Consider the following 23,167-nt stretch of genomic DNA (forward strand, 5'->3'; position numbering starts at 1 on the left):
GGAGACGATCATGGCGCTTCATTTTGCACCCGAGGAATTTGCGGCTCGTCGCGACCGGCTTATGCTCTGCATGGCTGAAAACAAACTGGATGCAATGCTGCTGTTCTCGCAGGAGAGCATGTATTGGCTGACTGGCTATGACACTTTCGGCTTCTGCTTTTTCCAGTGTCTCGTGGTCAAAAAAGACGGCAGCATGGTGCTGATGACGCGTTCAGCGGACTTGCGTCAGGCACGCCACACCTCCACTATTGAACATATCGTGCAATGGACAGACCGCGAAAATGCCAATCCTGCAGTTGATTTGCGCAATCTGCTCAATGACATGGATTTGCTTGGTGCACGCATCGGTGTTGAATATCAGACTCATGGTCTGACTGCCGCCAATGGTCGTAAACTCGACGAACAGCTCAACAGCTTTGCCAAAGTGATTGATGCCTCAGGCATGGTTGACCGCCTGCGTTTGCTGAAAAGCCCTGCCGAAGTGGAATATGCCCGTAAAGCGGCCGCTTTGAGTGATGCCATTTATGATGCAGCGCTGGAGCAGGTACGCAGCAATGCCAATGAGGCGAATATTCTCGCTGCGATGATGGAAGCCAATTTTCTCGGCGACGGCGATTTTCCGGCCAATGAATTTATTATCGGCTCCGGCCCTGATGCCCTGCTCTGCCGTTATAAATCCGGTCGCAGGCAGATGCATAAAAACGACCAGTTAACGCTGGAATGGTCGGGCGTCTATCGTCACTACCACGCGCCGATGATGCGCACAGTGCTGACAGGCAAGGCCACCAAACGCCATGAAGAGCTGTATCTGGCAGCCAATGAGGCATTGATGGCCGTTGAAGCCGCGATGACACCGGCATCCACCTTCGGCGATGTTTTTGAAGCCCATGCCAAAGTGCTGGAAGCCCATTCCCTGACACGGCATCGTCTCAATGCCTGCGGTTATTCTGTCGGTGCACGCTTTACACCCTCATGGATGGATCCGCAGATGTTCTATGCAGGCAATGCCGAGCGCATCGAACCGGATATGACCCTTTTTGCCCATATGATTATCATGGATTCTGAAACCAATACCGCAATGACTTTAGGGCAAACCTATCTGACCACAAACGGCCCCGCAGAGTGCCTGTCAAAAAGCAGTCTTGATCTGATTATCGTATAAAACGGGACACACCAATGTCGGTCAAATTATCAGCCGCTGTTCATGGCCGTTACAAACCGGTCTTAAAAGGATCGGTTTTGATTCTCGCCATAATCCTCGCCGGTTGCACGTCGCAATCCTCCGGCGGAAACAGTGCTGCACTGGCACCGCTGACGGCAGATTTTGGCCAGCCCGCATCGCAGGCCAAAGAAGCACCCGTCAACATGGATAAGGTACGTAAGTACCAGCTTTACATTGCTCCCATTATCGGCGCCCCGCTGGAAGTTGTGACCCCGCTTTCCTTTCGCTTTGATACAATCATCCAAACGCAATCGATCCCGCTGGTAAAAAGCGCTGACACTGTGGCGGACTACACCCTCAAAGGCTATTTCTCCAACATCGTGGAAAGCAATCAGACGACTGTGCTTTATGTCTGGGATGTTATGGATAAACAGGGCAACCGTGTGCATCGCCTGCAAGGGCAGCAAAAGGCAGCAGGCAAAAGCGGCTGGGCATCCATAACCGCACCAATCATGAACAAGATTGCAGATGACACAATGGCGGAATATTTCCGCTGGGTTTCAGCCAATGCGCAATAGTCTTTAAAGCACCAGAACATAGATATGAGCTCTGAGACTCAGCCCGGCTGATCTCACCTGACCTCGTTAAGCCTGATGTTAAAAAATTCACACAGGCGTGTCTTTTTGGCCTATAGAGAGCAGGAAAGTGCAGGTTTTAAGAAATATCGGGGCATTAATACCGCCCTGCGGCTTTTGTACCCTTGCAATACTGGCCAAGCTTTGTAAAAGGCCGCTCAATCAGCCAGCATCGTAAATTTAAAATATGCGTAGCTGCTGAAATTAAAATGATGTGAGATTGACGGATCTCAGGAACCGGAAATCTCAATAACAAACCCGGATACAGGGAATCCGCGCATGACCGGTGCAATTTGCATTAAAGGGCCATGCGCTAGGCAAACCAGCGCCAGAGGCAAAAAAGCATGAAACTTTTCGCGGGCAACTCCAATCGTGTCCTAGCAGAATCCGTCGCAAAACATCTGAATATTCCGCTCGGCAAAGCCGTAGTGAAGCGTTTTGCCGATCAGGAAATTTTCGTAGAAATTCAGGAAAATGTACGTGGTGAGGACGTTTTCGTTCTGCAGTCCACCTCATATCCGACCAATGATCACCTGATGGAACTGCTGATCATGATTGATGCATTCCGCCGCTCTTCAGCGCGCCGCATCACAGCAGTGATCCCTTATTACGGCTATGCCCGCCAGGATCGCAAACCTGGCCCGCGCACACCGATCTCCGCCAAGCTGGTTGCCAATCTCATTACTGAAGCCGGTGCAAACCGCGTTCTGACCCTTGACCTTCATGCTGGTCAAATTCAGGGCTTCTTCGATATCCCGACTGACAATCTCTATGCGGTTCCGGTTATCGCCCGTGACGTTAAAGCCAATTACGCAACCGCTAACTGCATGGTTGTCTCGCCAGACGTTGGCGGTGTGGTACGCGCCCGCTCACTGGCCAAACGCATTGATGCGCAGCTGGCGATCGTTGACAAGCGCCGCGACCGTCCGGGTGAATCGGAAGTTATGAACGTGATCGGTGATGTTACCGGCAAAGATTGCCTGCTGTTCGATGATATCGTTGATTCCGGCGGCACACTCTGCAACGCGGCTGAAGCCTTGCTGGCAAAAGGCGCAACCAGCGTCACTGCTTATATCACCCACGGCGTTCTCTCCGGCGGTGCGATTGCCCGCATTACCAGCTCCAAGCTGAAAGAACTGGTTATCACAGATTCCATCCAGCCAACGGCTGCTATCGATCAGGCGCACAATATCCGTGTTCTGTCGATCTCCAGCCTGATCGGTGAAGCAATTGCCCGCACCGCCTCGGAAGAATCCGTATCCAGCCTGTTCGACTAATAAGCCGAGCATCAGACTGAATTGAAAAAGCCGGATTTCGATCCGGCTTTTTTGTTTTCTTCTTCACAAAGACAGTGCATTCTTTTCCCCTAACACCGGAAAAGGAGTTCAGCATGGCCGACCTTATCCTCTATACAAATCCGATGTCGCGCGGACGCATTGCCCGCTGGATGCTGGAAGAAACCGGCGTTGCCTACACAACGCAGATCATCCCCTTTGGTCAGGCTATGAAAGGCGCGGATTACACGTCGGTCAATCCGATGGGCAAAGTTCCGGCACTTCAGCATAATGGTCATATCATCACTGAAACGGCCGCCATCTGCGCCTATCTCGCTGATGTTTTTCCGGAGGCAAAACTCGCACCAACTGCCGATGAGCGGGCAAAATATTACCGTTGGTTGTTTTTCGGTGCAGGCCCTGTCGAAGCCGCAGTCAGCAATCATGCCAGCGGGTTTAATCCGACAGAAGAGCAAGGCCGGTTTATCGGCTATGGCTCCTATGAAACTGTTATGGATGTGCTGGATCAGACATTGTCAGCAACGCCCTATATCGCCGGTGACCGTTTTACCGCAGCCGATGTGTATGTCGGCGCGCAAGTCAATTTCGGACTGGGTTTCAATACGATAGAAAAACGCCCGAGCTTTATCGCTTACAGCCAGAGACTGACGGAGCGTCCGGCTTTGCAACGCGCAACAGCGCTCGATGATGCAGACATGGCGAAAATGAAAGCCTGATTATTCCGCGGCCTCGGCACTGTCTGCACTTTCATCCGGCCCGTTCGGATCACCGGCGGCGGTTTCGCAGCCCATATCAGGGAAGGCAACAACGCGCATGCCTTTAAAGTCATTGCGCACAACCAGCAGACCGCGCTCTTCGAAATAGGTCAGCAAGCGACGGGCGCGGCTGGTCGAGTGACTGCCATAGGCGCGCGCCAGCGTGGCATCAGACGGGCACGGCGCGCCTTTAACCGCGGCCTGTGCCACGATCAGGAATACGCCCTGCACATCATCCGTCAGGCTCTCTGACAGCTGCAAGGCAGTCTGCCATTTTTCATCGTCAATCAGCTCATCTCCGCCGCTGGCCTGCGCCACAGCAAGACGGCGACGGAAGGCAGGCAGAGCCAATGGCTCACCCGGCACACGGTGAATACGGCAACGCACCAGAAAATCCTGATACAGCACAGCAACTGTGCGATAAGCCGCCTCCGGATCTTCAATGATCTCGGTCATCACCTTATCCAGCATTTCTTCACGCTCGGCTTCCACCAGCCCCGGAAACAATGGCTCATCCGGCACTTCCGCTTCCGGCTTAGCTCTCACCACCTGTTCCAGAATTTCAGCAATCGGGCGTGGCGGCGGTGGCGGTGGTGGTGGGCGACGCACAATCATCTTTGCTTCTTGCGCACTCGGCGTAAAAATCAGATCGGCTGCATCAACAGGTGAATCCGGCAATGGCATTAGTTTCGGGCTGGATGAACGGGCAGAGGTTTCCACCTTGCCGATTTTCACAGACAAAGGGCGGCGCGACAATGCCGGCCCCAGAGCAACAAAATGGCCGCGCTGCAAATCACGGAATTGCTCGGCCTGACGACGATCCATACCAAGCAGATCAGCGGCACGCGCCATATCAATATCAAGAAATGTGCGCCCCATCAGGAAGTTGGAAGCCTCAGCCGCGACATTTTTGGCAAGCTTTGCCAGACGCTGCGTGGCAATCACACCGGCCAGTCCGCGCTTACGGCCACGGCACATCAGGTTGGTCATGGCGCTGAGCGAGATTTTACGCGCTTCATCAGAAACTTCACCACCGACTGAAGGTGCAAAAAGCTGTGCTTCATCGACAACCACCAGCATCGGATACCAGTAATCACGATCAGCATCGAACATACCATTGAGGAAAGCCGCTGCGGCTTTCATCTGCTGGTCGATATCCAGACCTTCGAGATTAACCACCACAGACACGCGGTGCTGACGGATACGCTGGGCAATACGGGTCAGTTCGGCCTCTGTACGCGCAGCATCAACCACCACATGGCCGTAAACATCGGCAAGCGTAACGAAATCACCTTCAGGATCGATGATACATTGCTGCACCCAAGGTGCGCTCTGCTCCAGCAGGCGGCGCAACAGATAGGATTTTCCGGAACCGGAATTGCCCTGCACAAGCAGACGTGTTGCCAGAAGCTCTTCAAGGTCGAGCATAGCAGCGGTGCCGTTTGTCGTGGCTCCCATGTCGATGCCGACCTTCATATTGCCTCCTGAAATAAACGTGAAAAAACGCCCGTTTGATTAGGGGCGCATAAAATAAGATTCGGAATGTGGTTCTGTTTAACAGGTATGGACTATATCACCAAGTGCGGGAAAGCTACGGCTTGTATTATACAACCACCCCTGAACACAAAAACTTGCATCAGCGGCATTAATCGCTTATGAGAGCGCATCCGCGTAGACACCCTTGGAGGCAACGCGGAATGATGTGTCTGTATCATCGCTGTTTTGACTGCGTATTTCACGGACATATCATGTTCCGGAATTTCATCTGATATTGCGGAACACTCCAAATACACTCGAAAGGAAAAGCCATGAGTGAAGTTAAAGTACTCAAGGCCGTAAAACGCGAACGGGCTGGTAAGGGGTCCTCCCGTGCACTTCGCGACAACGGTCAGATTCCAGCAGTCATCTATGGTGACAAACAGCCTGCTATTTCAGTCGCAGTAGACTATAAAACAGTCTATTACCTGATCTATGGCGGCGGCTTCAAGTCTACCGTTTTCAACATTGAAGTTGACGGCCAGACCATCAAAGTTCAGCCTAAAGACTACCAGATGGATCGCGTTAAAGACACGCCGATCCACGTGGATTTCATCCGCGTTGCATAATATCGTGGATTTCATCCGCGTAGCATAAGTTTTCAAGCCTTTTGGCTTATGACTTGTCAAACATCTCCGGTGAAAACCGGAGATGTTTTTGTTTGTGATACAGATATTGCCTGTTAAAAGCGGAATAGTATTTATTCTCGGAGACGACCATGCTGCTCATAGCCGGCCTCGGCAATCCCGGTGCGCAATATGCGCGAAACCGTCATAATATCGGTTTTATGACCGTGGATGAAATTCATGCCCGTCATCGTTTTTCCCCGTGGACAAAGAAGTTTCAGGCATTGATTTCCGAAGGCATGATCGACGGTGAAAAAGTGCTGCTGTTGAAACCGCAGACTTTTATGAACCTGTCCGGCCAGTCCGTGGGCGAAGCCATGCGCTTCTACAAACTGGCGATCAGCGATCTCGTTGTCGTTTATGACGAACTTGATTTACCGCCTGCAAAACTGCGGATCAAAGCCGGTGGCAGTGCCAATGGTCACAATGGCATCAAATCCATCGACTCGCATATGCACGGCCTGCTGAATTCAAAAGACTATCGTCGTCTGCGCCTCGGCATCGGCCATCCGGGTGCAAAAGAACTGGTACATAATTATGTACTGGGGGATTTTGCCAAAGTCGACAGCGAATGGCTGGATCTGCTGTTTGCTGCTATTTCTGACAATCTGTCCTATCTCGTCAAAAAAGACGATAATGGCTTCATGAATAAAATCACGCTGGCAATGGGTGGCAAGCAGACTGAAACCAAAACGGAAGCACCAGTAAAAGCTGTACCAAAAGCCCAAAGCCATATCCGGCAGGCACGTCAGACGAATGCAATTGCACCCAAAGTCCCGACGACCGGTCCTATGGCCGACATGCTGGCCAAACTCTTTGGCAAAAAGGGTGACTAAACACAAAACGCGCCGTAAGCTGCAATTTTCAGCGGCTTTTATACGCAATATGTCCCGTTCCTCTTGACCTGTGCTTGCCCCATAGCGCATAGGCAATGGCAATATTCATTACGTTTCATGCTTAACTCTGAGTGCAAGGCCATATTCTCTGGCGGCAGATTTTCAGGATAAGCTCCAGACCGGATAAGGTTCTATTATGGGTTTTAAATGCGGTATCGTAGGTCTGCCAAATGTCGGCAAGTCCACTCTCTTCAACGCACTGACCAAAACAGCGGCTGCACAGGCTGCAAACTACCCTTTCTGCACCATCGAGCCGAACACCGGTGAAGTCGCCGTGCCGGACAGCCGTATGCGCCAGATCGCAGATATTGCCGGTTCCAAAGAGCTGATCCCGACCCGTATCAACTTTGTTGATATTGCCGGTCTGGTACGTGGCGCTTCCAAGGGTGAAGGTCTGGGCAACCAGTTCCTCGCTAATATCCGCGAAGTCGATGCGATTGTGCATGTTCTGCGCTGCTTCGAAGATGACGACATCACCCATGTCGAAGGCCGTATTGATCCGGTATCTGATGCACAGACTGTTGAAACAGAACTGATGCTTTCTGACCTTGAAAGCCTTGAGCGCCGTATTGTGCAGATCCGCAAACGCGCGACAGGCAAAGACAAGGAAGCGACAACCGTTCTGCCAATGATGGAAGAATCCCTGAAGCTGCTTCAGAATGGTGAACCTGTCCGCATGCTGCTGAAAGGCATTGCGCCGGATGATCTGCTGATCCTCAAAGGCCTGAACCTTTTGACCTCCAAGCCTGTTCTCTATGTCTGCAATGTCGCTGAAAGCGATGCGGCCAAAGGCAATGAGCACACGGAAGCTGTCGCGAAAATGGCACAGGAACAGGGTGCGCAGTCCGTGATTATTTCTGCGGCGATTGAAGCAGAAGTTTCGCAGCTGCCTGATGAAGATGCGCAGCTCTTCCTCGGCGAAATGGGTCTTGAAGAGCCGGGTCTGGATCGTCTGATCCGCGCTGGCTACAGCCTGCTCGACCTGATCACTTATTTCACCGCCGGACCAAAAGAAACCCGTGCATGGACTGTGCATCGCGGCGCGAAAGCTCCGCAGGCTGCCGGTGTGATCCACACGGATTTTGAACGCGGCTTCATTCGCGCACAGACCATCGCTTTCAACGACTACATTACCTACAAAGGTGAAGTTGCGGCGAAAGAAGCAGGCAAAGCCCGCGATGAAGGTAAAGAATATGTGGTGCAAGACGGCGATGTAATGCTGTTCAAATTCAACACCTGATTTTTATATATCGCCGAATTAAAAGCCCTGCTCTGCAGGGCTTTTTTGTATCTGTGCAATTTAACAAAACACTATTTGACGTTTACGTAAAAGATCATAGGATACAGCACCGAAATAAAGCAGCCGCCTATTTTAGTGTATGGCAGCTTGTCACCGAAACGGAGGAGACCGCCGTTGAACCAATCCCGTCAGCATTTCAGCTATAATGATTTTATCGTCGGTGACAGCATGTCGCTTGGCTCTAAAAATATGACAGCTGAAGAAGTCATCGCTTTTGCCAGCGAGTTTGATCCACAGCCGTTTCACCTCAGTGAAGAAGCAGGCAAAGCCACTGTTCTCGGTGGTCTCGCGGCCTCTGGCTGGCACACTTGCGCTATGCTGATGCGTATGATGGCAGACACATTCATTCGCAACTCCGACAGTCAGGGCTCTCCCGGTCTTGAATATGTCAAATGGCTGAAGCCCATTTTGGCCGGAGATACGATTTCCGCGACCACAACCATTTTAGAGAAGCGTGTCTCCCGTTCTCATCCGACCCTTGGCATCATCCGCATGAATCACAAGATCATCAATCAAAGTGGTGTTTTGGTTTGCGAAGCACAGGGCTCAATTTTCATGCGCGTGGATGCTCAGGAGGCATGATGATGGAAAAGACCAGCAAACCATCGATCCTTGAAGAGAATATCGGCAAAACCGTCACGATTGGCTCCTACGAGTTTACAGAGGCCAAGATCATCCGCTTTGCCGAAAAATACGATCCGCAACCTTTTCACCTTGATCCGGTTGCCGCCAAGTCCAGCCTGTTCGGTGGTCTGTGCGCCTCTGGCTGGCACACGACCGCTGTCTGGATGAGACTGAACGTGCAGTCTATGGGCGGGATCATCAAAGCCTGTATGGAGCGCGGAGAAACACCGCCGGTCTTTGGCCCCTCTCCCGGTTTTGAAAATCTGCGCTGGGAACATCCGGTCTATGCAGGTGACGTGATTGCCTATACGGCACAGATTACCGGCATACGCCCGCTGGCTTCCAAACCGGGCTGGTCAATGCTCAGTCACCACTCAACAGCCAGCAATCAGCATGGCGAACGTGTGATGGAGTTTGATGGCGCCGCTCTGGTTATGCTGCCGCAAAAATAAATATGCTGCAAAAACTAAAAAGCCTGCCTGATCACTCAGGCAGGCTTTTTATAAATCCCGCTGAACTGGCAAGAGGTGAGTTTAGTCGCCTTCAAATTCCAGCAGCGTGCGAACCTGCACGCCCATTTCTTCCAGCTTTTTACGTCCACCCAGATCAGGCAGGTCGATAATGAAACAGGCAGCAACAATTTCAGCCTTCATCTGGCGCAGCAGGTTTACAGCCGCAACAGCCGTGCCGCCGGTCGCAATCAAATCATCAACAAGGATGACGCGCTCACCAGGATGAATTGCATCACTGTGCATCTCCATCTCATCAAGGCCGTATTCCAGACTATAGGCAATCCGCACAGTCTCATAAGGCAGCTTGCCCTTTTTGCGAATCGGCACAAAACCCGCCGACAGCTGATGCGCCATTGCGCCGCCAAGAATGAAACCGCGTGCTTCCACACCCGCAATCTTATCCGCCTTGCCACCGGCAAAAGGAAAAACCAGCTCATCAATAGCACGACGAAATGCCTGAGGATTGCCCATCAGTGTGGTCACATCGCGAAACATTACACCCGGACGCGGATAGTCCGGAATTGTACGCAACGAAGCCTTCAGAAATTCTTGGGTCTCGTTATTCATAGCAAATCCTCATCTGCAAGTATCTGGCCTGCGATTATCCGCTCAATTTTTTATTGAAGCACAGAATAGCCGTCCGGCGTTACATTGTTCTGTCCGCTGGCAATAGCACAGCAACACAGAATAACTTCTCAAATTTCACATAAAAAAGGGCGCCTAAAGCGCCCTTTGTTTATTTATATGATCACGCAATCCGTGTGAAGTGCCGATTAGTGTTTAACTCCGGCAAAAACACGGCGCTTCGCTGCGTAAACCAGTGCACCCAGCAAAAGCAGGAACACAATAACGCGGAAACCGGTTTTCTTACGGTCTTCCATATGCGGTTCTGCAGCCCACATCAGGAATGCAGAAATATCGCGTGAATACTGCTCAACCGTTTCCGGTGAACCGTCATCATAAGTTACCTGACCATCGCTGAGCGGTTTGGCCATAGCCAAAGACTTACCAGCGATAAAGGCAGGGTTATAATGTGTGCCTTCAGGAATTTGCATTCCTGCCGGAGCGGTCTCATCATAGCTGGTCAGCAAAGCGTGAATATAGTCAGGACCGGCTTCCGCATATTGTGTGAAAATATCAAACACAAAAGTCGGGAAACCGCGTTCCACACCACGCGCCTTGGCGATCAGAGAGAAGTCCGGCGGAACTGCATTATTATTCGCTGCCGCCGCTGCTTCCGCATTTGCGAAAGGTGACGGGAAATAATCGCCCGGACGTGCTGCACGGGTGAACATTTCACCATCAGCATTCGGACCATCCTGCACTTCATATTCCGCAGCAAAAGCTTTGATCTGGTCATCATTATAACCAAGATCACTCAGCGTGCGAAACGGTACCAGTTTCATGGAATGGCAGGCAGAACAAACTTCTTTATAGATCTTCAGACCACGCTGAAGCTGCGCCTTGTCATAGGTACCGAAAGGTCCTGCAAACGACCACTTTTCCTGTGTCGGATGCTTGATCGGGAAATGTGCCGGTTCTGCCTCACTGGCTGCGGTCTCGGCCTGAACAGCGCCCAATGTGAGCGCTGTGGCCAGACCGAAAGCAGCAAGACCGGTAAAGAACATTTTCATAACTGTACTCTTCCTATCTGGTGCTGCAATCAGGCTTTGGCATCTGCTTTTGCAACTTCATCATCCGAACCGAGAACCGCTTCAGTGATGGAGTTTGGTATACGCTTCGGCTTTTCAACCAAACCGAGTACCGGCAGAATAATGATAAAGAATGCGAAATAATACAGCGTGCCGATCTGCGCCATCAAAGTATAGGTGCCTTCGGCAGGACGTGAACCAAGCCAGCCCAGGAAAATCGCATTGATCACAAATACCCAGAAGAACATTTTGAACCAAGGACGATAGACCGCTGAACGCACTTTCGAAGTATCAAGCCACGGCAGCACAAACAGAATTGCAATCGAACCAAACATCACCAGAACGCCGCCGAGCTTGGAGTCGATCGGGCCGATATTGAAGGTAATCGCACGCAGCATCGCGTAGAAAGGCAAGAAATACCATTCAGGAACAATGTGCGCAGGCGTAACCATTGCGTTTGCTTCAATATAGTTATCCGGATGGCCGAGATAGTTTGGCATATAGAAGACGAAATAGGCAAAGAAGATAAAGAACACGACCGAGCCGAATGCATCTTTAATCGTCGCATAAGGTGTAAACGGCAGCGTATCTGTCTTCGACTTCACTTCAATACCGGTCGGATTGGTCTGGCCGGTCACATGCAGTGCCCATACGTGCAGAACAACTACACCGGCAATCATGAATGGCAGCAGATAATGCAACGAGAAGAAGCGGTTCAGCGTCGGATTATCAACCGCGAAGCCACCCAACAGCAATTGCTGGATCGGTTCGCCGATAATCGGGAACGCTGTGAAGAAACCGGTAATAACAGTCGCACCCCAGAAGGACATCTGTCCCCACGGCAGTACATAACCCATAAACGCGGTTGCCATCATCAAAAGGAAGATCACAACGCCGAGGATCCACAACAACTCGCGCGGCGCCTTGTAGGAGCCGTAATACATGCCGCGTGCAATATGCAGATAAACCGCGATGAAGAAGAAGGATGCACCATTGGAGTGCATATAACGCAGCAACCAGCCGGAATTAACATCGCGCATGATCTTTTCAACCGAGCCGAATGCCAGCTGGGTTGATGCTGCGTAATGCATAGCCAGCACAATACCGGTCAACAGCTGAGCGATCAGCATGAAGGCCAGAATGCCGCCGAATGTATACATATAGTTCAGGTTACGCGGAACCGGATAAGCGATAAATGAATCATAGACGAGGCGCGGCAAAGGCAGCCGTGCGTCGACCCATTTTTCGATACCGGTCTTTGGCGTATATGAAGAGTGTCCGCCGCTCATAAAATTTCTCCTCAGACCACTCAACCGACTTTAATGACGGTATCGGAAATGAATGCAAATTCCGGAATGTGCATGTTTTCCGGTGCCGGACCGCTGCGGATACGGCCAGCCGTATCATAAGTCGAGCCGTGGCACGGGCAGAACCATCCGCCGAATTCACCGGACTCACCAAGCGGTACGCAACCCAGATGGGTGCAGACGCCGATCATAACGATCCAGTTTTCTTTGCCTTCACCCGCGGTACGTTCCAGATCCGAAGCCGGTGCGTCTGCTGCCAGATTGGCATTACGCGCCAGAGGATCCTTCAACGCCGCCATTGGCGTGTTTTTGGCATCTTCAATTTCTTTAGCCGTACGGTTACGGATAAATACCGGCTTACCGCGCCATTTTACTGTCAGCGATGCACCTTCTGTGAGGGACGAAACGTCCACCTCAATGGATGCCGCCGCTAGGGTCGAAGCATCCGGCCGCATCTGGTCGATAAATGGCCATGCCAAGCCGGCAGCACCAACAACGCCGGCCATTCCCGTCGCTATGTACAGAAAATCACGCCGTGTCGGCTCAGCTGTGTCGTGTGCGCTCACGTACCACTTCCTTTTTGACTTGCATGTTGAACTGTCCTCTGTTGTCCGTGAGCACATTCGCCTGTTGTTTTATGACGTTCTGTGCCGAGAGCCGTAAGACCTGCAATGCAGATACAAACCGGACGTAACTCCCCCCACCTAGTTCAAGGTTTAGGCAGGATAAAAAAGCTTGTCCAGTCATCAGAAGCACTTACGGCACCATGTCGCAGGCAATGAAACCGGCAAAACAAGCGCCTGCAGCTCTTGGAAATTTCATTCTGCTACAGCCTGACAGCCATTTGTCCGGTCATGTTTTCGGGCAAAACATTCACACGGCAACACCGCTTCACCAGCATCCTTAAAACATGCAAGAGCGCTAACAAACAGAGGAAGTCCGCATTCCCCTTTCACAGAGATTGAAACAGGCGCCAAATGTCTGCGCCTGTTCTTATATTTCAGGCGGAGCCAAAGAACACCTGATCTACGCCTGCATAAATCTTTAAAAAACCTTCATAAAACAGTGTTTTCCGGCCTTAAGCACATATCATCTCAACAATTTTGCGATGAAAACATAAAGATGCGTACCGGCATAATGACTGCGCCAAAGTGTAAATATACACGATGACTTACCCCTCAATATCGGCCTCACCGAGAAATCCGCCGGATTGCCGCGCCCATAAACCGGCATAAATACCACCCAAAGCAATCAGCTCATTATGCGTACCGCTTTCAGCAATCCGGCCATGATCCAGCACGACCAGACGATCCAGCTGCGCGATAGTTGAAAGCCTGTGCGCAATGGCAATCACGGTTTTACCTGCCATCAGCCGTGTCAGATTGTCCTGAATGGCGGCTTCGACTTCTGAATCGAGCGCTGAAGTCGCTTCATCAAGAATAAGAATCGGCGCATTTTTCAAAACAGCACGGGCAATACTGATTCTCTGCCGCTGCCCGCCGGAAAGTTTAACACCCCGCTCACCAACATAAGCATCATAGGCTTTGCGCCCTTTATAGTCTTCCAAAGCCCCGATAAACTCTTCAGCCTCGGCCTGACTTGCCGCAAAGCGCAATTCCTCCTCAGAGGCATCGGCCTTAGCCAGCATAATATTATCGCGCAAAGAGCGATGCAGCAGCGCTGTCTCCTGACTGACAACAGCAAAAGCTGCACGCAGCGAGCTTTGCGTCACGTCGCGCACATCCTGCCCGTCAATGCGCACCGCACCTTCGTCAACATCGTAGAGCCGCAGCATCAGATTAATCAGCGTAGTTTTTCCGGCACCGGAATGACCGATCAGCCCAACACGCTCTCCGCCGCGAATGGCAAGACTGATATCACTCAGCACACCGGCCTTCACCTTGTTTTCATTCTCAGATCCGTAGCGGAAAGTGACGTGATCAACCTCAATCGCACCGGCTGTCACTTGCAGCGGCTTGGCATCACGCTTGTCTTCCATGCCAAGCGGCGCGGAAATCAGCCGCATGGAATTTTCAATCACTCCATAAGAACGCAGCATGCCGTTCATCTGCATCATCAGGCGGCCAAGCAGCATGTTCAAACGCAGCACCAGACCGAGCGTAAAAGCCACCTCACCCACTGTGGCCTGCCCTTTGGTCCACAGATCAATCGAAAATGCTGCTACCAGCACAATCATCAGGCTGGAAAGCGCAGTCATGGAAACACGCATACCGGTCAGCGTGCGCATGAAAGGCAGCATAGTCTTGATATAGCTGGCAAAGCCTGAACGTAAATAAGCCTGATCCATATCCGGCGTATTCAGCTTGATCGTCTGGATATTGGTATAGCTGTCGACAATGCGACCGTTGATCAGCGATCCGGCCTCAGCACTGGCCTCGGCCTGTTTACGCATAGTCGGCAGATAGAGACGTGCAATCCATGCAAACAGCGCCATCCACACCACAACCAGCACGGCAAGACGCCAGTCGAGCTGCCCGAACAGCAAGAGCGTGGTGATACTATAGATGATCATAAACCAGACCACCTGAATGAAACTGGTAATCAGATCGCCTGCCGCCTGCCCTGCCTGCCAGACTTTAGTGGCGATGCGGCCTGAAAAATCATTCTGGAAAAAAGCATAGGACTGGCGCAACACATAGGAGTTGGCCTGCCAGCGGATCATATTATAGAATCCGGGGGTGATTGTCTGATCATCCAGCAATGAGCTGAGCGCCGTCATCAGCACCCGCACCACCAGCACGATGAAACCCATCGCCAGCAATTCAACACCGGCACTGACATAAAGACCATGCCAGCTGCGTTCAATTGCACTCTGATCAAGAATATCAACAATGCGTCCGGTAAAATAAAAAAGACCTGCTTCCAGCAGCGGCAGAATACCGCCGACAATCAGCGCCAGCAGCAAAGGCCAGCGTGCCTGATAAATATAATGCCAGAGAAAACGCACCGTTGTTTGCGGCGGGCGTTTACCGTCGAAATCCTGTAACGGATCAATCCAGTTTTCAAACAGGCGGTAAATCATATTCATCGGGAAGGCCTTTCCGCAACATCCCGCAATAATTACAGGCAGGAAGGCGCATGCAAAACAGAATCGGCAAGCAAGTTGCTGATGAGATTAATATATAAAGTAAAAAATTATCCGTCCGCGATTTACATCGGACGTTATATTGAAATGAAGAATGTTGTGGCAGCCGCTGCACGAAAGCAGCGGCTGATATTTTGTCTTTGCTGAACAGAGATTATTCAGCAGGCTCGGACAATGCCGGTTTTTGCTCATCATCAAAGCCGAGGAACCCGCCGGACTGGCGCGCCCAAAGCGAAGCATAAATGCCGCCCCGTGCAATCAGTTCCTCATGCGTGCCATCTTCAATGACGCGCCCCTGATCCATCACGATCAAACGGTCAAGCGCAGCAATGGTCGACAGACGGTGAGCAATCGCAATCACAGTCTTACCTTCCATCAAGCGGTAGAGGCTGTCCTGAATTGCCGCTTCCACTTCTGAATCGAGCGCAGAGGTTGCTTCGTCCAGAATAAGGATCGGTGCATCTTTCAGGATCACACGGGCAATCGCCACACGCTGACGCTGTCCACCAGACAGTTTCACACCACGTTCGCCAACATGAGCGTCAAAGCCCTGACGGCCTTTGAGGTCAGAAAGATGCGGCAGGAACTGGTCGGCCTGTGCCTGTGCAACCGCTTCCATCATCATCTCATCAGTCGCATCAGGACGGCCATAGCCGACATTATCCCTGACAGAACGATGAAGCAGCGATGTATCCTGTGTCACCATACCGATATTGGCACGCAGACTGTCCTGTGTGACCTTGGCAATATCCTGACCATCGATCAGGATTTTACCCTGTTCCAGATCGTAGAAGCGCAGCAACAGATTGACCAGCGTTGACTTGCCCGCACCGGAACGGCCGACAAGACCGATCTTTTCACCCGGACGGATATTCAGCGACAGATCATTGATGATGCCTTTGCCTTTGCCATAGTGGAAGCCGATGCGATCAAATGTGATCTCGCCGGAACGCACATGCAGCGGTTTTGCCCCTTCATGATCAACCACTTTACGCGGCTGAGCAATTGAACGCATGCCGTCCTGCACCGTACCGATATTCTCGAACAGCGCAGACATTTCCCACATGATCCACTGCGACATACCATTCAGACGCAGACACAGGGCAATACCGATGGCCACCGCACCAACGGATGCAATATTTTCCATCCACAGCTTGATACCCAGTGCACCCACCGAAAACAGCAACAGCGAGTTCATGAAATACAGCGAGCCGAAAAACTGCGTTACCATACGCATCTGACGGTTTACCGTTCCCTGAAACTGCTCCAGACTGTCCCGCACATAGCCCTCTTCACGCTGTGTGTGTGAGAATAGTTTGACCGTAGCAATATTCGTATAGCTGTCGACAATACGGCCGGTCATCTCGGAACGCGCATCGGCCTGTGCCTCCGAAATCACCTGCAAGCGCGGAATGAAATAACGAAGCAGGCCGACATAGGCCAGCAGCCAGACAATGAACGGGATCATCAGACGCCAGTCCGCCGTGGCTGCGATGAAAATTGTACCGGTAAAATAAACCGCTACATAGACCATCACATCCGCAAGCTTGATCACCGTTTCACGCACAGCCAGTGCAGTTTGCATCAGCTTGGTGGAGATACGTCCGGCAAATTCATCCTGAAAGAATGTCATCGACTGACGGATCAGATAACGATGCATCAACCAGCGTACCCGCATCGGGAAATTCCCGATCAGGGTCTGGTGCAATACCAGAGATTGCAACAGAACAATCACTGGCAAAACCACCAGAACAATACCGCCGATCAGCGCCAGCTTCCAGCCTTCCTGCTGCAGGAAGGTTTCACGGTTATGCTCACTCAGCCAGTCCACCACATTGCCGAGAAAGGCAAAGAGCGACACTTCGAAAATAGCGATCAGCGCAGTCAGCAGTGCCATAACAACAATCCAGCCCCAGGCACCGCGGCTGTAATACATACAGAATTTGAACAAGCCTTTTGGCGGTTGTTCAAGCGGAACATCCGGATAGGCGTTCAGCTTCTTTTCGAACCAACGAAACATTTTCGACCTCAGATACGGGGAATCCCGTGCGAAAACCAATCCCCGCATCATTTCCGTAAAACGGATAAGGCAAGGATCGGTTTTGATTCATTTGCGGTTCTGCCATTCATCTCAAAAACTGAGTATGAAGCAGAATTTTAGCATTTTTAAAGCATCAAAACATCAGCAGGCACACAGCCCGAAAGTCTCAGATGCGGTTTGAGGATTAAATGCGTGAGCACACTTAATCGGAAGATTGATTGAAGAACCGTATTTGACCAGTAAATCCGACGGCACAACTCAACGTCGCTTTCAGGCTATCAGGTGGTTTGCTAGAGCAATCTGATATATACGCTCATTTTAACAGTCCCGTTCAGCGCAACGCCCGCAAGAACAATTCGGGAAAAGATACCGCAGCATCGATTGGTGCGGCACCCACCATGCAGGTAACCGGAGCGGGGTTAATCACGCCGGATACAGGAGCGGCTGCAACTGGGGAAAGATTCAAAGAAATCTTAATGCTCATCACAGCCTCCTTCATGGTCAATCTGATAAAATGGAAGACCCGTATACCACCATGTTTTTTGAGCGGCTAGTCTCAGACTATTATTTTTTCTTCACTTTACCGAGAACACATTAAACTGTGACAGATTGCACACAATTCTTATTGTTTGAAATTATATGCTATAGGCCGCTTATCTGATGTCACCCGAAACAGAAGCAACAGCCTGATGACAATACATATTGCTCTTTTCCAACCTGATATTCCCGGCAATACCGGCACCATCCTGCGCATGGCGGCCTGTCTGGGGCTGGCAGTTCATGTGATTGAACCAGCCGGTTTCGACCTCTCCGATCGCGGGCTGAAACGTGCGGGCATGGATTATCTGGAACAGGCGGCGCTCACCCGCCACCTCGACTGGGAGCACTTCAACAACTGGCGCTTGTCGGAAAATCGCAGGCTGGTACTGCTCTCAACCAAGGCAGCACAACCCTATACAGATTTCAGCTACCAGCCGGATGACATTCTATTGTTTGGCCGTGAATCTGCGGGTGTACCGGACTATGTGCATGAGACCTGTGAGGAGCGGATTATCATCCCGATGGTTGAAGGTGCACGCTCACTCAATCTCGCGCTTTCGGTAGCAATGGCTACTGGAGAATTTATTCGACAAGGTAAAAACTAGAAGCCATTCGACAATGTAAAAGCTAGAAAACACTCAACAAATAAATCTTTAAATATCAGTCAATTAAAAAGAAAAACGGAATCATATTCTGATCTTCTTGAATCAGAACATCAGAAAACAGCGGTAACTTGCTTAGTCCGAGCTTGGCAGCCGTCTGATCGTGAATTCAATCACGTCATTCGGCCGCACATACCAGCTTTCAATCTCTGTCCAGTAAGCGGCCTTCGGATAGGCGTCAAACCACTCCCGCGCCTTCACTCTGGCAATGCTGCGTGGTAGTGAAAATGTCTCACGGATATAGCCGTCACTGATATTTGGCCTCACGCCGGATGCAGCTTTGCGCATCTGTCTGCGCAGACCTTCCAGTGGTGGCTTAGGCGGTATCGATGTCATAAGCGATTTCCTTTACAGCGCCGCAACGGGGCAAAAGACAAAGCAGAATAAGCATCACGCTCAACACTCAAATATGTTCACACATATTACAAGCAGAAGCTGCACAGGGACTTACAACTCTATAGTGCATTTTACAGCAGAATCTCATCCGAAACGAGTCATTTCCACGTCTCTTATCGCTGCAAAGCGTGAACAAAATCTGTTTCTTTCCAAAAAACAGAAAGCTTTCATAAACATAATCCGGTTTATGAAGACTATATAACCTGTTGACAGCTGCTGATATGCTGGCGCTGCGGCTTTATCCGTGGCACCCAAAACATAACAAGGAACCAAGCATGCAACGTCCGGATCTTCCAGCTCATCTTCCTGATAATCTCGACGAGAAAAAACAACTGGCGCAAAACTGGTTCGAAGAACTGCGTGACCGTATCTGCTCCCTGTTTGAAACCCTTGAAGATGAAGTAGCGGGCCCGCTCAGCGACCGTGAAGCGGGACGCTTTGTGCGCACCCCTTGGGCGAAAGACGAAGGCCGTGGCGGCGGCGGTGTTATGTCGATGATGCATGGCCGCGTTTTTGAAAAAGTCGGCGTGCATGTCTCTACAGTCTATGGCGAGTTTTCGCCGGAGTTTCGCGCCCAGATTCCGGGTGCCGATGAAGATCCGCGCTATTGGGCAAGCGGCATTTCTCTGATTGCGCATCCGCAAAATCCGAATGTACCGGCAGTGCATATGAATACGCGTATGGTTGTGACAACGCGCCAGTGGTTTGGCGGCGGTGCCGACCTGACCCCTGTGCTTGACCGTCGTCGCACACAGGAAGATGCCGACAGTCAGGCCTTCCATAAAGCGCTGAATTTCGTCTGCAACAAACATGCAGGCATTGCCGATTACGACCGCATGAAACAATGGTGCGATGAATATTTCTATCTGCCGCATCGTCAGGAACCACGCGGTATTGGCGGCATTTTCTATGACTGGCTGCACTCAAGGGATGAACAGGGCGGCTGGGATGCCGATTTTGCATTCACCCGCGATGTCGGCCGCTGCTTTGCCGTGGTCTATCCGCATATTGTGCGCCAGAACTTTAATCAGCCCTGGACAGAGGCTGACCGCGAGGAGCAGCTGATCCGTCGCGGGCGGTATGTGGAGTTCAACCTGCTGCATGACCGCGGCACCATCTTCGGCCTCAAGACCGGTGGCAATATTGCCTCGATCCTGTCTTCCATGCCGCCAGTGGTAAAATGGCCTTAAATACAAGATCAGAACGGGGGCATTAGCCCCCGTTTTTTATTGGTCGAAGCTTTGCAGAAATTGCCCGCGGATCAATAGTCCCGGACTGGTCTTCAATGCTTTGTCGAAAACCTGCATATTGGCAAACACCAGTTTACGGCCATCCTTTTCCGCCCAGCCGACAAACCAGCCTAAGCGCTGATTGCCCGCAAAATTACCTTTTGCATCGCGCAACCGCGCAGCGCCGGTTTTGCCGGTAACCTTCCAGCCTTTCTCAGATGTAAAAACTGTCATGGCCGCTTTGGTTTTCTGCTGCGCCTGTTTGGAAACCGGCAATGTCTCATTCACCAGTTTGCTCAGAAACTGCACCTGCTCATCAGGTGAGATCTCCAGCGAAGAGCCGATCCATGAGCCTGTCAGCCCGTCCTGTTTTCCGGCTCTGCCCGAAACATCCTTATTGCCGTAATCAAGTGCTGCGACAGCTTCTGAAAATTGCTTCTGTCCCAACTGCTTTGTAATCACACGCGAATACCAGACAACCGATTGCTCCAGCCACCGCGCCGGATCAACAGCAATCCTGTCGCGCTCCGGTGCTTCCATTTCAGGCTTCCACTGCCAGACCGGATCATGTTCCGAGTGGAGGATATTCTTGTCATACCCGATCACGGCAAGCGGCACTTTAAACGTCGATGCCGGTGTAAAGCGTTTGTCGCAAACGCCTTTACGGGAAAGGATTTTCTGCGTTGCGGCATCCATAACCACCGCGCACTCGGCCACAATCCCCTTCTCACTAGCCTGAGCCTGAGCTTGTGCCTGAAAAGTTATTCCGGCGGTCAGCCCAACAGCGAGCAATGCCGCTGATCGCAATTTTTTATCCATAATACGCAACTCCGGAATTCTGAAAACATTGAAATCATCTCAGATGAATCACGACATGCAAAAATCGTACTAATCACCTGAACCGGCAGCTAAAAACAAAAACGGGGCGGAATTTCCGCCCCGATATGTCAGGATAATGTTGCTAACAAATTTTCTTTACTCAGCTCAAATCCGGAAGCCAGCCATGCCGCCTCCAGCGCTTTGAGCTGCTTGCCAAGCTCAGGGCCTTTTTCAAAGCCCAGCTTCATCAGATCAGCACCACTTATAGGAAACACCGGTATTTCAGCCCGTTCCGCAACACCCAGCAAACGGTTGTAATTGCCTGCCCGCATCATCGCCTGATTGTCATTTTCGGCCTCTGCGCGCGCAGACACCAGCGCCAGTTTAATCCGGTCAATCAAGGCCAGCCGTGAGCCGCCATAGATCAACTTAATCAATCCTGCATCCGACAATTCAGGCTTTGGCAAATCGGCCAGCGCCCAATTTTCCAAGCGTGCCTTATCGACATTGGACAGGCGCAGTCTTTTGCCAAGCACAGTCATACGCGCCGCATCCGGTGGCACAATTGCCTGCAACCGCAACAATGCATCCGGCTTCCAGCCCAGATCGCGTTCACTGCGCACCAGTGCATGAATAGCGTCAATGCCCCATTTTTCACTCTCCGGCAAAATCTGTGTCAGCACACCAGACTGGCGCATCCATAGCAATGCCCGTGACGGATCAGGCGCAGAGAGCAGCTTTTTCAGTTCCGACCATACCCGCTCGGCCGACAAGGTTTGTAAATGACTTTTCAGCTTGGCACAGGCTTTCAGCCCTGCCGCATCCGGCCGCCCCGATCCGTACCATGCGAAAAAGCGGAAGAACCGCAGAATGCGAAGATAGTCTTCCGTAATACGCTGCTCGGCATCGCCGATAAAACGCAACTCGCGCTTTTCAATATCTGCAAGCCCGCCGACATGATCCACCACATCGCCATTGGCACGCACATAAAGCGCGTTGACGGTAAAATCCCGCCGCTCGGCATCAACCTGCCAGTCGCGACCAAAGGCAACTGTGGCCTGTCGTCCATGCGTTTCCACATCTGCACGCAGCGTTGTAACCTCGTAAGGAACACCCTTGGCGACAACGGTCACAGTGCCATGCTCAATCCCCGTGGGTACCACTTTGAAGCCACAGCTTTCCGCCCGCGCTTTTGTTTCTGCCGGCAGGGTTGTTGAGGCAATATCAATATCGCCCACAGGCTCATTCAACAGCGTATTGCGCACGGCACCGCCGACAACGCGTGCCTCTTCGCCGCCCTCAGAAAGAGCTGCCAGCAATTGCTGCAAGGATGGCACAGCAAGCCAGTCTGCGCGGTCTGCAATATTCAAGGCACTCATTACTTTCTCACTCACGCATAAAGCCTTTCATAGAGGCTGCGGATAATACCCGCTGTTGCGCCCCAGATATTCCGATTCTGATAATGGATGGCATAGAAAAACCGCTCATGCCCCGCAAACATCCGGCTCTCACGCTGATGCTGATGCGGATCCATCAGAAAATGCAGCGGCACTTCAAAAATATCTGCAACCTCATCGGGATTGGCATGGAGTTCAAACGGAGTTCGCACCACGGCCAGCACGGGCGTAATCGTATAGCCGCTGCCGGTCATATATTGCGGCAGACGTCCCAGTGTCTGAGCCTGCCGTGCATCCAATCCGATTTCTTCATGCGCCTCGCGCAGTGCTGCATGTTCAGGACTTAAATCCTCCGCATCAATCTTGCCACCGGGAAAAGCCACCTGACCGGAGTGGCTGCGCATCTGCGCATTGCGCGTGGTCAAAAGCACACTGGCATAATCACCATGATCCACCACGGGGATCAGCACGGCCGCCGGTTTGAGCTTAATTTTCAACCGCGGATCAGCGCCTGTCATCACATGAGAGGCCCTCCATTGCGGATTGAGCGCGTGATCGCCGGACAAAGGCAGCCCGCCTGAATCAAATTCAGCAGAACTTTCCGCAAAACCTTGTTTTTGCTCAATTCTCCGCATCAGATCCTGTGCGGTAAAACCTGTATCAGCCATCAAGTTTTT

At 51.6% G+C, this 23,167-nt stretch carries 22 protein-coding genes and 1 pseudogene; 11 read left to right on the top strand and 12 right to left on the bottom strand.

Features of this window, described 5'->3' with window-relative positions:
- Positions 1 to 10 precede the first annotated feature (10 nt).
- From P8H26_RS08970 to P8H26_RS08985, 4 genes are all read left to right on the top strand, one after another.
- Positions 11 to 1,162, top strand: a complete 1,152-nt coding sequence (locus P8H26_RS08970) for a Xaa-Pro peptidase family protein (RefSeq protein ID WP_289632593.1) — start codon at positions 11 to 13, stop codon at positions 1,160 to 1,162.
- Between the two features lie 14 nt (positions 1,163 to 1,176).
- On the top strand, positions 1,177 to 1,740 hold the full coding sequence (locus P8H26_RS08975) for a hypothetical protein (RefSeq protein ID WP_289632594.1): 564 nt from the start codon (positions 1,177 to 1,179) through the stop codon (positions 1,738 to 1,740).
- 401 nt (positions 1,741 to 2,141) lie between these two features.
- The gene (locus tag P8H26_RS08980; RefSeq protein ID WP_289632595.1) at positions 2,142 to 3,074 is read left to right on the top strand and encodes a ribose-phosphate pyrophosphokinase; all 933 of its coding nucleotides are present in this window, start codon (positions 2,142 to 2,144) and stop codon (positions 3,072 to 3,074) included.
- A 113-nt stretch (positions 3,075 to 3,187) separates the two neighbouring features.
- Positions 3,188 to 3,808 (top strand): glutathione S-transferase family protein, encoded by a 621-nt coding sequence (locus tag P8H26_RS08985; protein ID WP_289632596.1) that lies wholly within the window; start codon positions 3,188 to 3,190, stop codon positions 3,806 to 3,808.
- Here P8H26_RS08985 and P8H26_RS08990 read toward each other — a convergent pair whose 3' ends face one another.
- On the bottom strand, positions 3,809 to 5,323 hold the full coding sequence (locus tag P8H26_RS08990) for an ATP-binding protein (RefSeq protein ID WP_289632597.1): 1,515 nt from the start codon (positions 5,321 to 5,323) through the stop codon (positions 3,809 to 3,811).
- Positions 5,324 to 5,655: 332 nt separating this feature from the next.
- Here P8H26_RS08990 and rplY point away from each other — a divergent pair.
- From rplY to P8H26_RS09015, 5 genes and pseudogenes are all read left to right on the top strand, one after another.
- A pseudogene (gene rplY, locus P8H26_RS08995) lies at positions 5,656 to 5,949 on the top strand (50S ribosomal protein L25); the annotation flags it as partial.
- Between the two features lie 152 nt (positions 5,950 to 6,101).
- On the top strand, positions 6,102 to 6,845 hold the full coding sequence (pth, locus tag P8H26_RS09000; protein WP_289632598.1) for an aminoacyl-tRNA hydrolase: 744 nt from the start codon (positions 6,102 to 6,104) through the stop codon (positions 6,843 to 6,845).
- A 196-nt stretch (positions 6,846 to 7,041) separates the two neighbouring features.
- Positions 7,042 to 8,145: a redox-regulated ATPase YchF gene (gene ychF, locus P8H26_RS09005; protein ID WP_289632599.1), complete on the top strand. Its 1,104-nt coding sequence runs from the start codon at positions 7,042 to 7,044 to the stop codon at positions 8,143 to 8,145.
- Between the two features lie 174 nt (positions 8,146 to 8,319).
- Positions 8,320 to 8,787: a MaoC family dehydratase gene (locus P8H26_RS09010; RefSeq protein WP_374708265.1), complete on the top strand. Its 468-nt coding sequence runs from the start codon at positions 8,320 to 8,322 to the stop codon at positions 8,785 to 8,787.
- A 2-nt stretch (positions 8,788 to 8,789) separates the two neighbouring features.
- A complete protein-coding gene (locus tag P8H26_RS09015) occupies positions 8,790 to 9,281 on the top strand; it encodes a MaoC family dehydratase (RefSeq protein WP_289632695.1) in 492 nt (163 codons plus the stop codon).
- Between the two features lie 81 nt (positions 9,282 to 9,362).
- On the opposite strand, the gene P8H26_RS09020 is transcribed toward P8H26_RS09015, so the two are convergent.
- From P8H26_RS09020 to P8H26_RS09050, 7 genes are all read right to left on the bottom strand, one after another.
- Entirely contained in the window at positions 9,363 to 9,908 is a 546-nt protein-coding gene (locus tag P8H26_RS09020) for an adenine phosphoribosyltransferase (RefSeq protein WP_289632600.1), read from the bottom strand.
- Between the two features lie 206 nt (positions 9,909 to 10,114).
- On the bottom strand, positions 10,115 to 10,975 hold the full coding sequence (locus P8H26_RS09025; protein WP_289632601.1) for a cytochrome c1: 861 nt from the start codon (positions 10,973 to 10,975) through the stop codon (positions 10,115 to 10,117).
- Positions 10,976 to 11,004: 29 nt separating this feature from the next.
- Positions 11,005 to 12,282: a cytochrome b N-terminal domain-containing protein gene (locus P8H26_RS09030; protein WP_289632602.1), complete on the bottom strand. Its 1,278-nt coding sequence runs from the start codon at positions 12,280 to 12,282 to the stop codon at positions 11,005 to 11,007.
- Positions 12,283 to 12,302: 20 nt separating this feature from the next.
- Complete coding sequence (gene petA, locus P8H26_RS09035) at positions 12,303 to 12,866, bottom strand: ubiquinol-cytochrome c reductase iron-sulfur subunit (RefSeq protein ID WP_289632603.1); 564 nt, start codon at positions 12,864 to 12,866, stop codon at positions 12,303 to 12,305.
- A gap of 605 nt (positions 12,867 to 13,471) precedes the next feature.
- Positions 13,472 to 15,349 carry an ABC transporter ATP-binding protein gene (locus P8H26_RS09040; protein ID WP_289632604.1) on the bottom strand — a complete coding sequence of 626 codons (1,878 nt, stop codon included), beginning with the start codon at positions 15,347 to 15,349 and terminating at the stop codon, positions 13,472 to 13,474.
- Between the two features lie 211 nt (positions 15,350 to 15,560).
- Positions 15,561 to 17,426, bottom strand: a complete 1,866-nt coding sequence (locus tag P8H26_RS09045) for an ABC transporter ATP-binding protein (protein WP_289632605.1) — start codon at positions 17,424 to 17,426, stop codon at positions 15,561 to 15,563.
- Positions 17,427 to 17,778: 352 nt separating this feature from the next.
- Positions 17,779 to 17,931 carry a hypothetical protein gene (locus P8H26_RS09050; protein WP_289632606.1) on the bottom strand — a complete coding sequence of 51 codons (153 nt, stop codon included), beginning with the start codon at positions 17,929 to 17,931 and terminating at the stop codon, positions 17,779 to 17,781.
- A gap of 205 nt (positions 17,932 to 18,136) precedes the next feature.
- Between P8H26_RS09050 and P8H26_RS09055 the strand changes: the two genes are divergently transcribed.
- Positions 18,137 to 18,592: a tRNA (cytidine(34)-2'-O)-methyltransferase gene (locus tag P8H26_RS09055; protein WP_289632607.1), complete on the top strand. Its 456-nt coding sequence runs from the start codon at positions 18,137 to 18,139 to the stop codon at positions 18,590 to 18,592.
- A 132-nt stretch (positions 18,593 to 18,724) separates the two neighbouring features.
- On the opposite strand, the gene P8H26_RS09060 is transcribed toward P8H26_RS09055, so the two are convergent.
- Positions 18,725 to 18,985, bottom strand: coding sequence for a hypothetical protein (locus tag P8H26_RS09060; RefSeq protein ID WP_289386563.1), 261 nt, complete (start codon positions 18,983 to 18,985; stop codon positions 18,725 to 18,727).
- Between the two features lie 335 nt (positions 18,986 to 19,320).
- Between P8H26_RS09060 and hemF the strand changes: the two genes are divergently transcribed.
- Complete coding sequence (gene hemF, locus P8H26_RS09065; protein ID WP_289632608.1) at positions 19,321 to 20,235, top strand: oxygen-dependent coproporphyrinogen oxidase; 915 nt, start codon at positions 19,321 to 19,323, stop codon at positions 20,233 to 20,235.
- 36 nt (positions 20,236 to 20,271) lie between these two features.
- Here hemF and blaOXA read toward each other — a convergent pair whose 3' ends face one another.
- From blaOXA to P8H26_RS09080, 3 genes are all read right to left on the bottom strand, one after another.
- Positions 20,272 to 21,093 (bottom strand): class D beta-lactamase, encoded by an 822-nt coding sequence (gene blaOXA, locus P8H26_RS09070; RefSeq protein WP_289632609.1) that lies wholly within the window; start codon positions 21,091 to 21,093, stop codon positions 20,272 to 20,274.
- Positions 21,094 to 21,221: 128 nt separating this feature from the next.
- Entirely contained in the window at positions 21,222 to 22,472 is a 1,251-nt protein-coding gene (locus P8H26_RS09075) for a CCA tRNA nucleotidyltransferase (RefSeq protein ID WP_289632696.1), read from the bottom strand.
- Between the two features lie 11 nt (positions 22,473 to 22,483).
- Complete coding sequence (locus tag P8H26_RS09080) at positions 22,484 to 23,158, bottom strand: CoA pyrophosphatase (protein WP_289632610.1); 675 nt, start codon at positions 23,156 to 23,158, stop codon at positions 22,484 to 22,486.
- Positions 23,159 to 23,167 lie beyond the last annotated feature (9 nt).

It is taken from the genome of Pseudochrobactrum sp. sp1633, from assembly GCF_030376605.1.
In the GTDB taxonomy this organism is placed as follows: domain Bacteria; phylum Pseudomonadota; class Alphaproteobacteria; order Rhizobiales; family Rhizobiaceae; genus Pseudochrobactrum.

What these genes read in the sequence shown, in the direction of transcription:
- P8H26_RS08970 (WP_289632593.1), top strand. Translation starts at nt 11, where the DNA reads ATGGCGCTTCATTTTGCACCCGAGGAATTTGCGGCTCGTCGCGACCGG.
- P8H26_RS08975 (WP_289632594.1), top strand. Translation starts at nt 1,177, where the DNA reads ATGTCGGTCAAATTATCAGCCGCTGTTCATGGCCGTTACAAACCGGTC.
- P8H26_RS08980 (WP_289632595.1), top strand. Translation starts at nt 2,142, where the DNA reads ATGAAACTTTTCGCGGGCAACTCCAATCGTGTCCTAGCAGAATCCGTC.
- P8H26_RS08985 (WP_289632596.1), top strand. Translation starts at nt 3,188, where the DNA reads ATGGCCGACCTTATCCTCTATACAAATCCGATGTCGCGCGGACGCATT.
- P8H26_RS08990 (WP_289632597.1), bottom strand. Translation starts at nt 5,323, where the DNA reads ATGAAGGTCGGCATCGACATGGGAGCCACGACAAACGGCACCGCTGCT.
- pth (WP_289632598.1), top strand. Translation starts at nt 6,102, where the DNA reads ATGCTGCTCATAGCCGGCCTCGGCAATCCCGGTGCGCAATATGCGCGA.
- ychF (WP_289632599.1), top strand. Translation starts at nt 7,042, where the DNA reads ATGGGTTTTAAATGCGGTATCGTAGGTCTGCCAAATGTCGGCAAGTCC.
- P8H26_RS09015 (WP_289632695.1), top strand. Translation starts at nt 8,790, where the DNA reads ATGGAAAAGACCAGCAAACCATCGATCCTTGAAGAGAATATCGGCAAA.
- P8H26_RS09020 (WP_289632600.1), bottom strand. Translation starts at nt 9,908, where the DNA reads ATGAATAACGAGACCCAAGAATTTCTGAAGGCTTCGTTGCGTACAATT.
- P8H26_RS09025 (WP_289632601.1), bottom strand. Translation starts at nt 10,975, where the DNA reads ATGAAAATGTTCTTTACCGGTCTTGCTGCTTTCGGTCTGGCCACAGCG.
- P8H26_RS09030 (WP_289632602.1), bottom strand. Translation starts at nt 12,282, where the DNA reads ATGAGCGGCGGACACTCTTCATATACGCCAAAGACCGGTATCGAAAAA.
- P8H26_RS09040 (WP_289632604.1), bottom strand. Translation starts at nt 15,349, where the DNA reads ATGAATATGATTTACCGCCTGTTTGAAAACTGGATTGATCCGTTACAG.
- P8H26_RS09045 (WP_289632605.1), bottom strand. Translation starts at nt 17,426, where the DNA reads ATGTTTCGTTGGTTCGAAAAGAAGCTGAACGCCTATCCGGATGTTCCG.
- P8H26_RS09050 (WP_289632606.1), bottom strand. Translation starts at nt 17,931, where the DNA reads ATGAGCATTAAGATTTCTTTGAATCTTTCCCCAGTTGCAGCCGCTCCT.
- P8H26_RS09055 (WP_289632607.1), top strand. Translation starts at nt 18,137, where the DNA reads ATGACAATACATATTGCTCTTTTCCAACCTGATATTCCCGGCAATACC.
- P8H26_RS09060 (WP_289386563.1), bottom strand. Translation starts at nt 18,985, where the DNA reads ATGACATCGATACCGCCTAAGCCACCACTGGAAGGTCTGCGCAGACAG.
- hemF (WP_289632608.1), top strand. Translation starts at nt 19,321, where the DNA reads ATGCAACGTCCGGATCTTCCAGCTCATCTTCCTGATAATCTCGACGAG.
- blaOXA (WP_289632609.1), bottom strand. Translation starts at nt 21,093, where the DNA reads ATGGATAAAAAATTGCGATCAGCGGCATTGCTCGCTGTTGGGCTGACC.
- P8H26_RS09075 (WP_289632696.1), bottom strand. Translation starts at nt 22,472, where the DNA reads ATGAGTGCCTTGAATATTGCAGACCGCGCAGACTGGCTTGCTGTGCCA.
- P8H26_RS09080 (WP_289632610.1), bottom strand. Translation starts at nt 23,158, where the DNA reads ATGGCTGATACAGGTTTTACCGCACAGGATCTGATGCGGAGAATTGAG.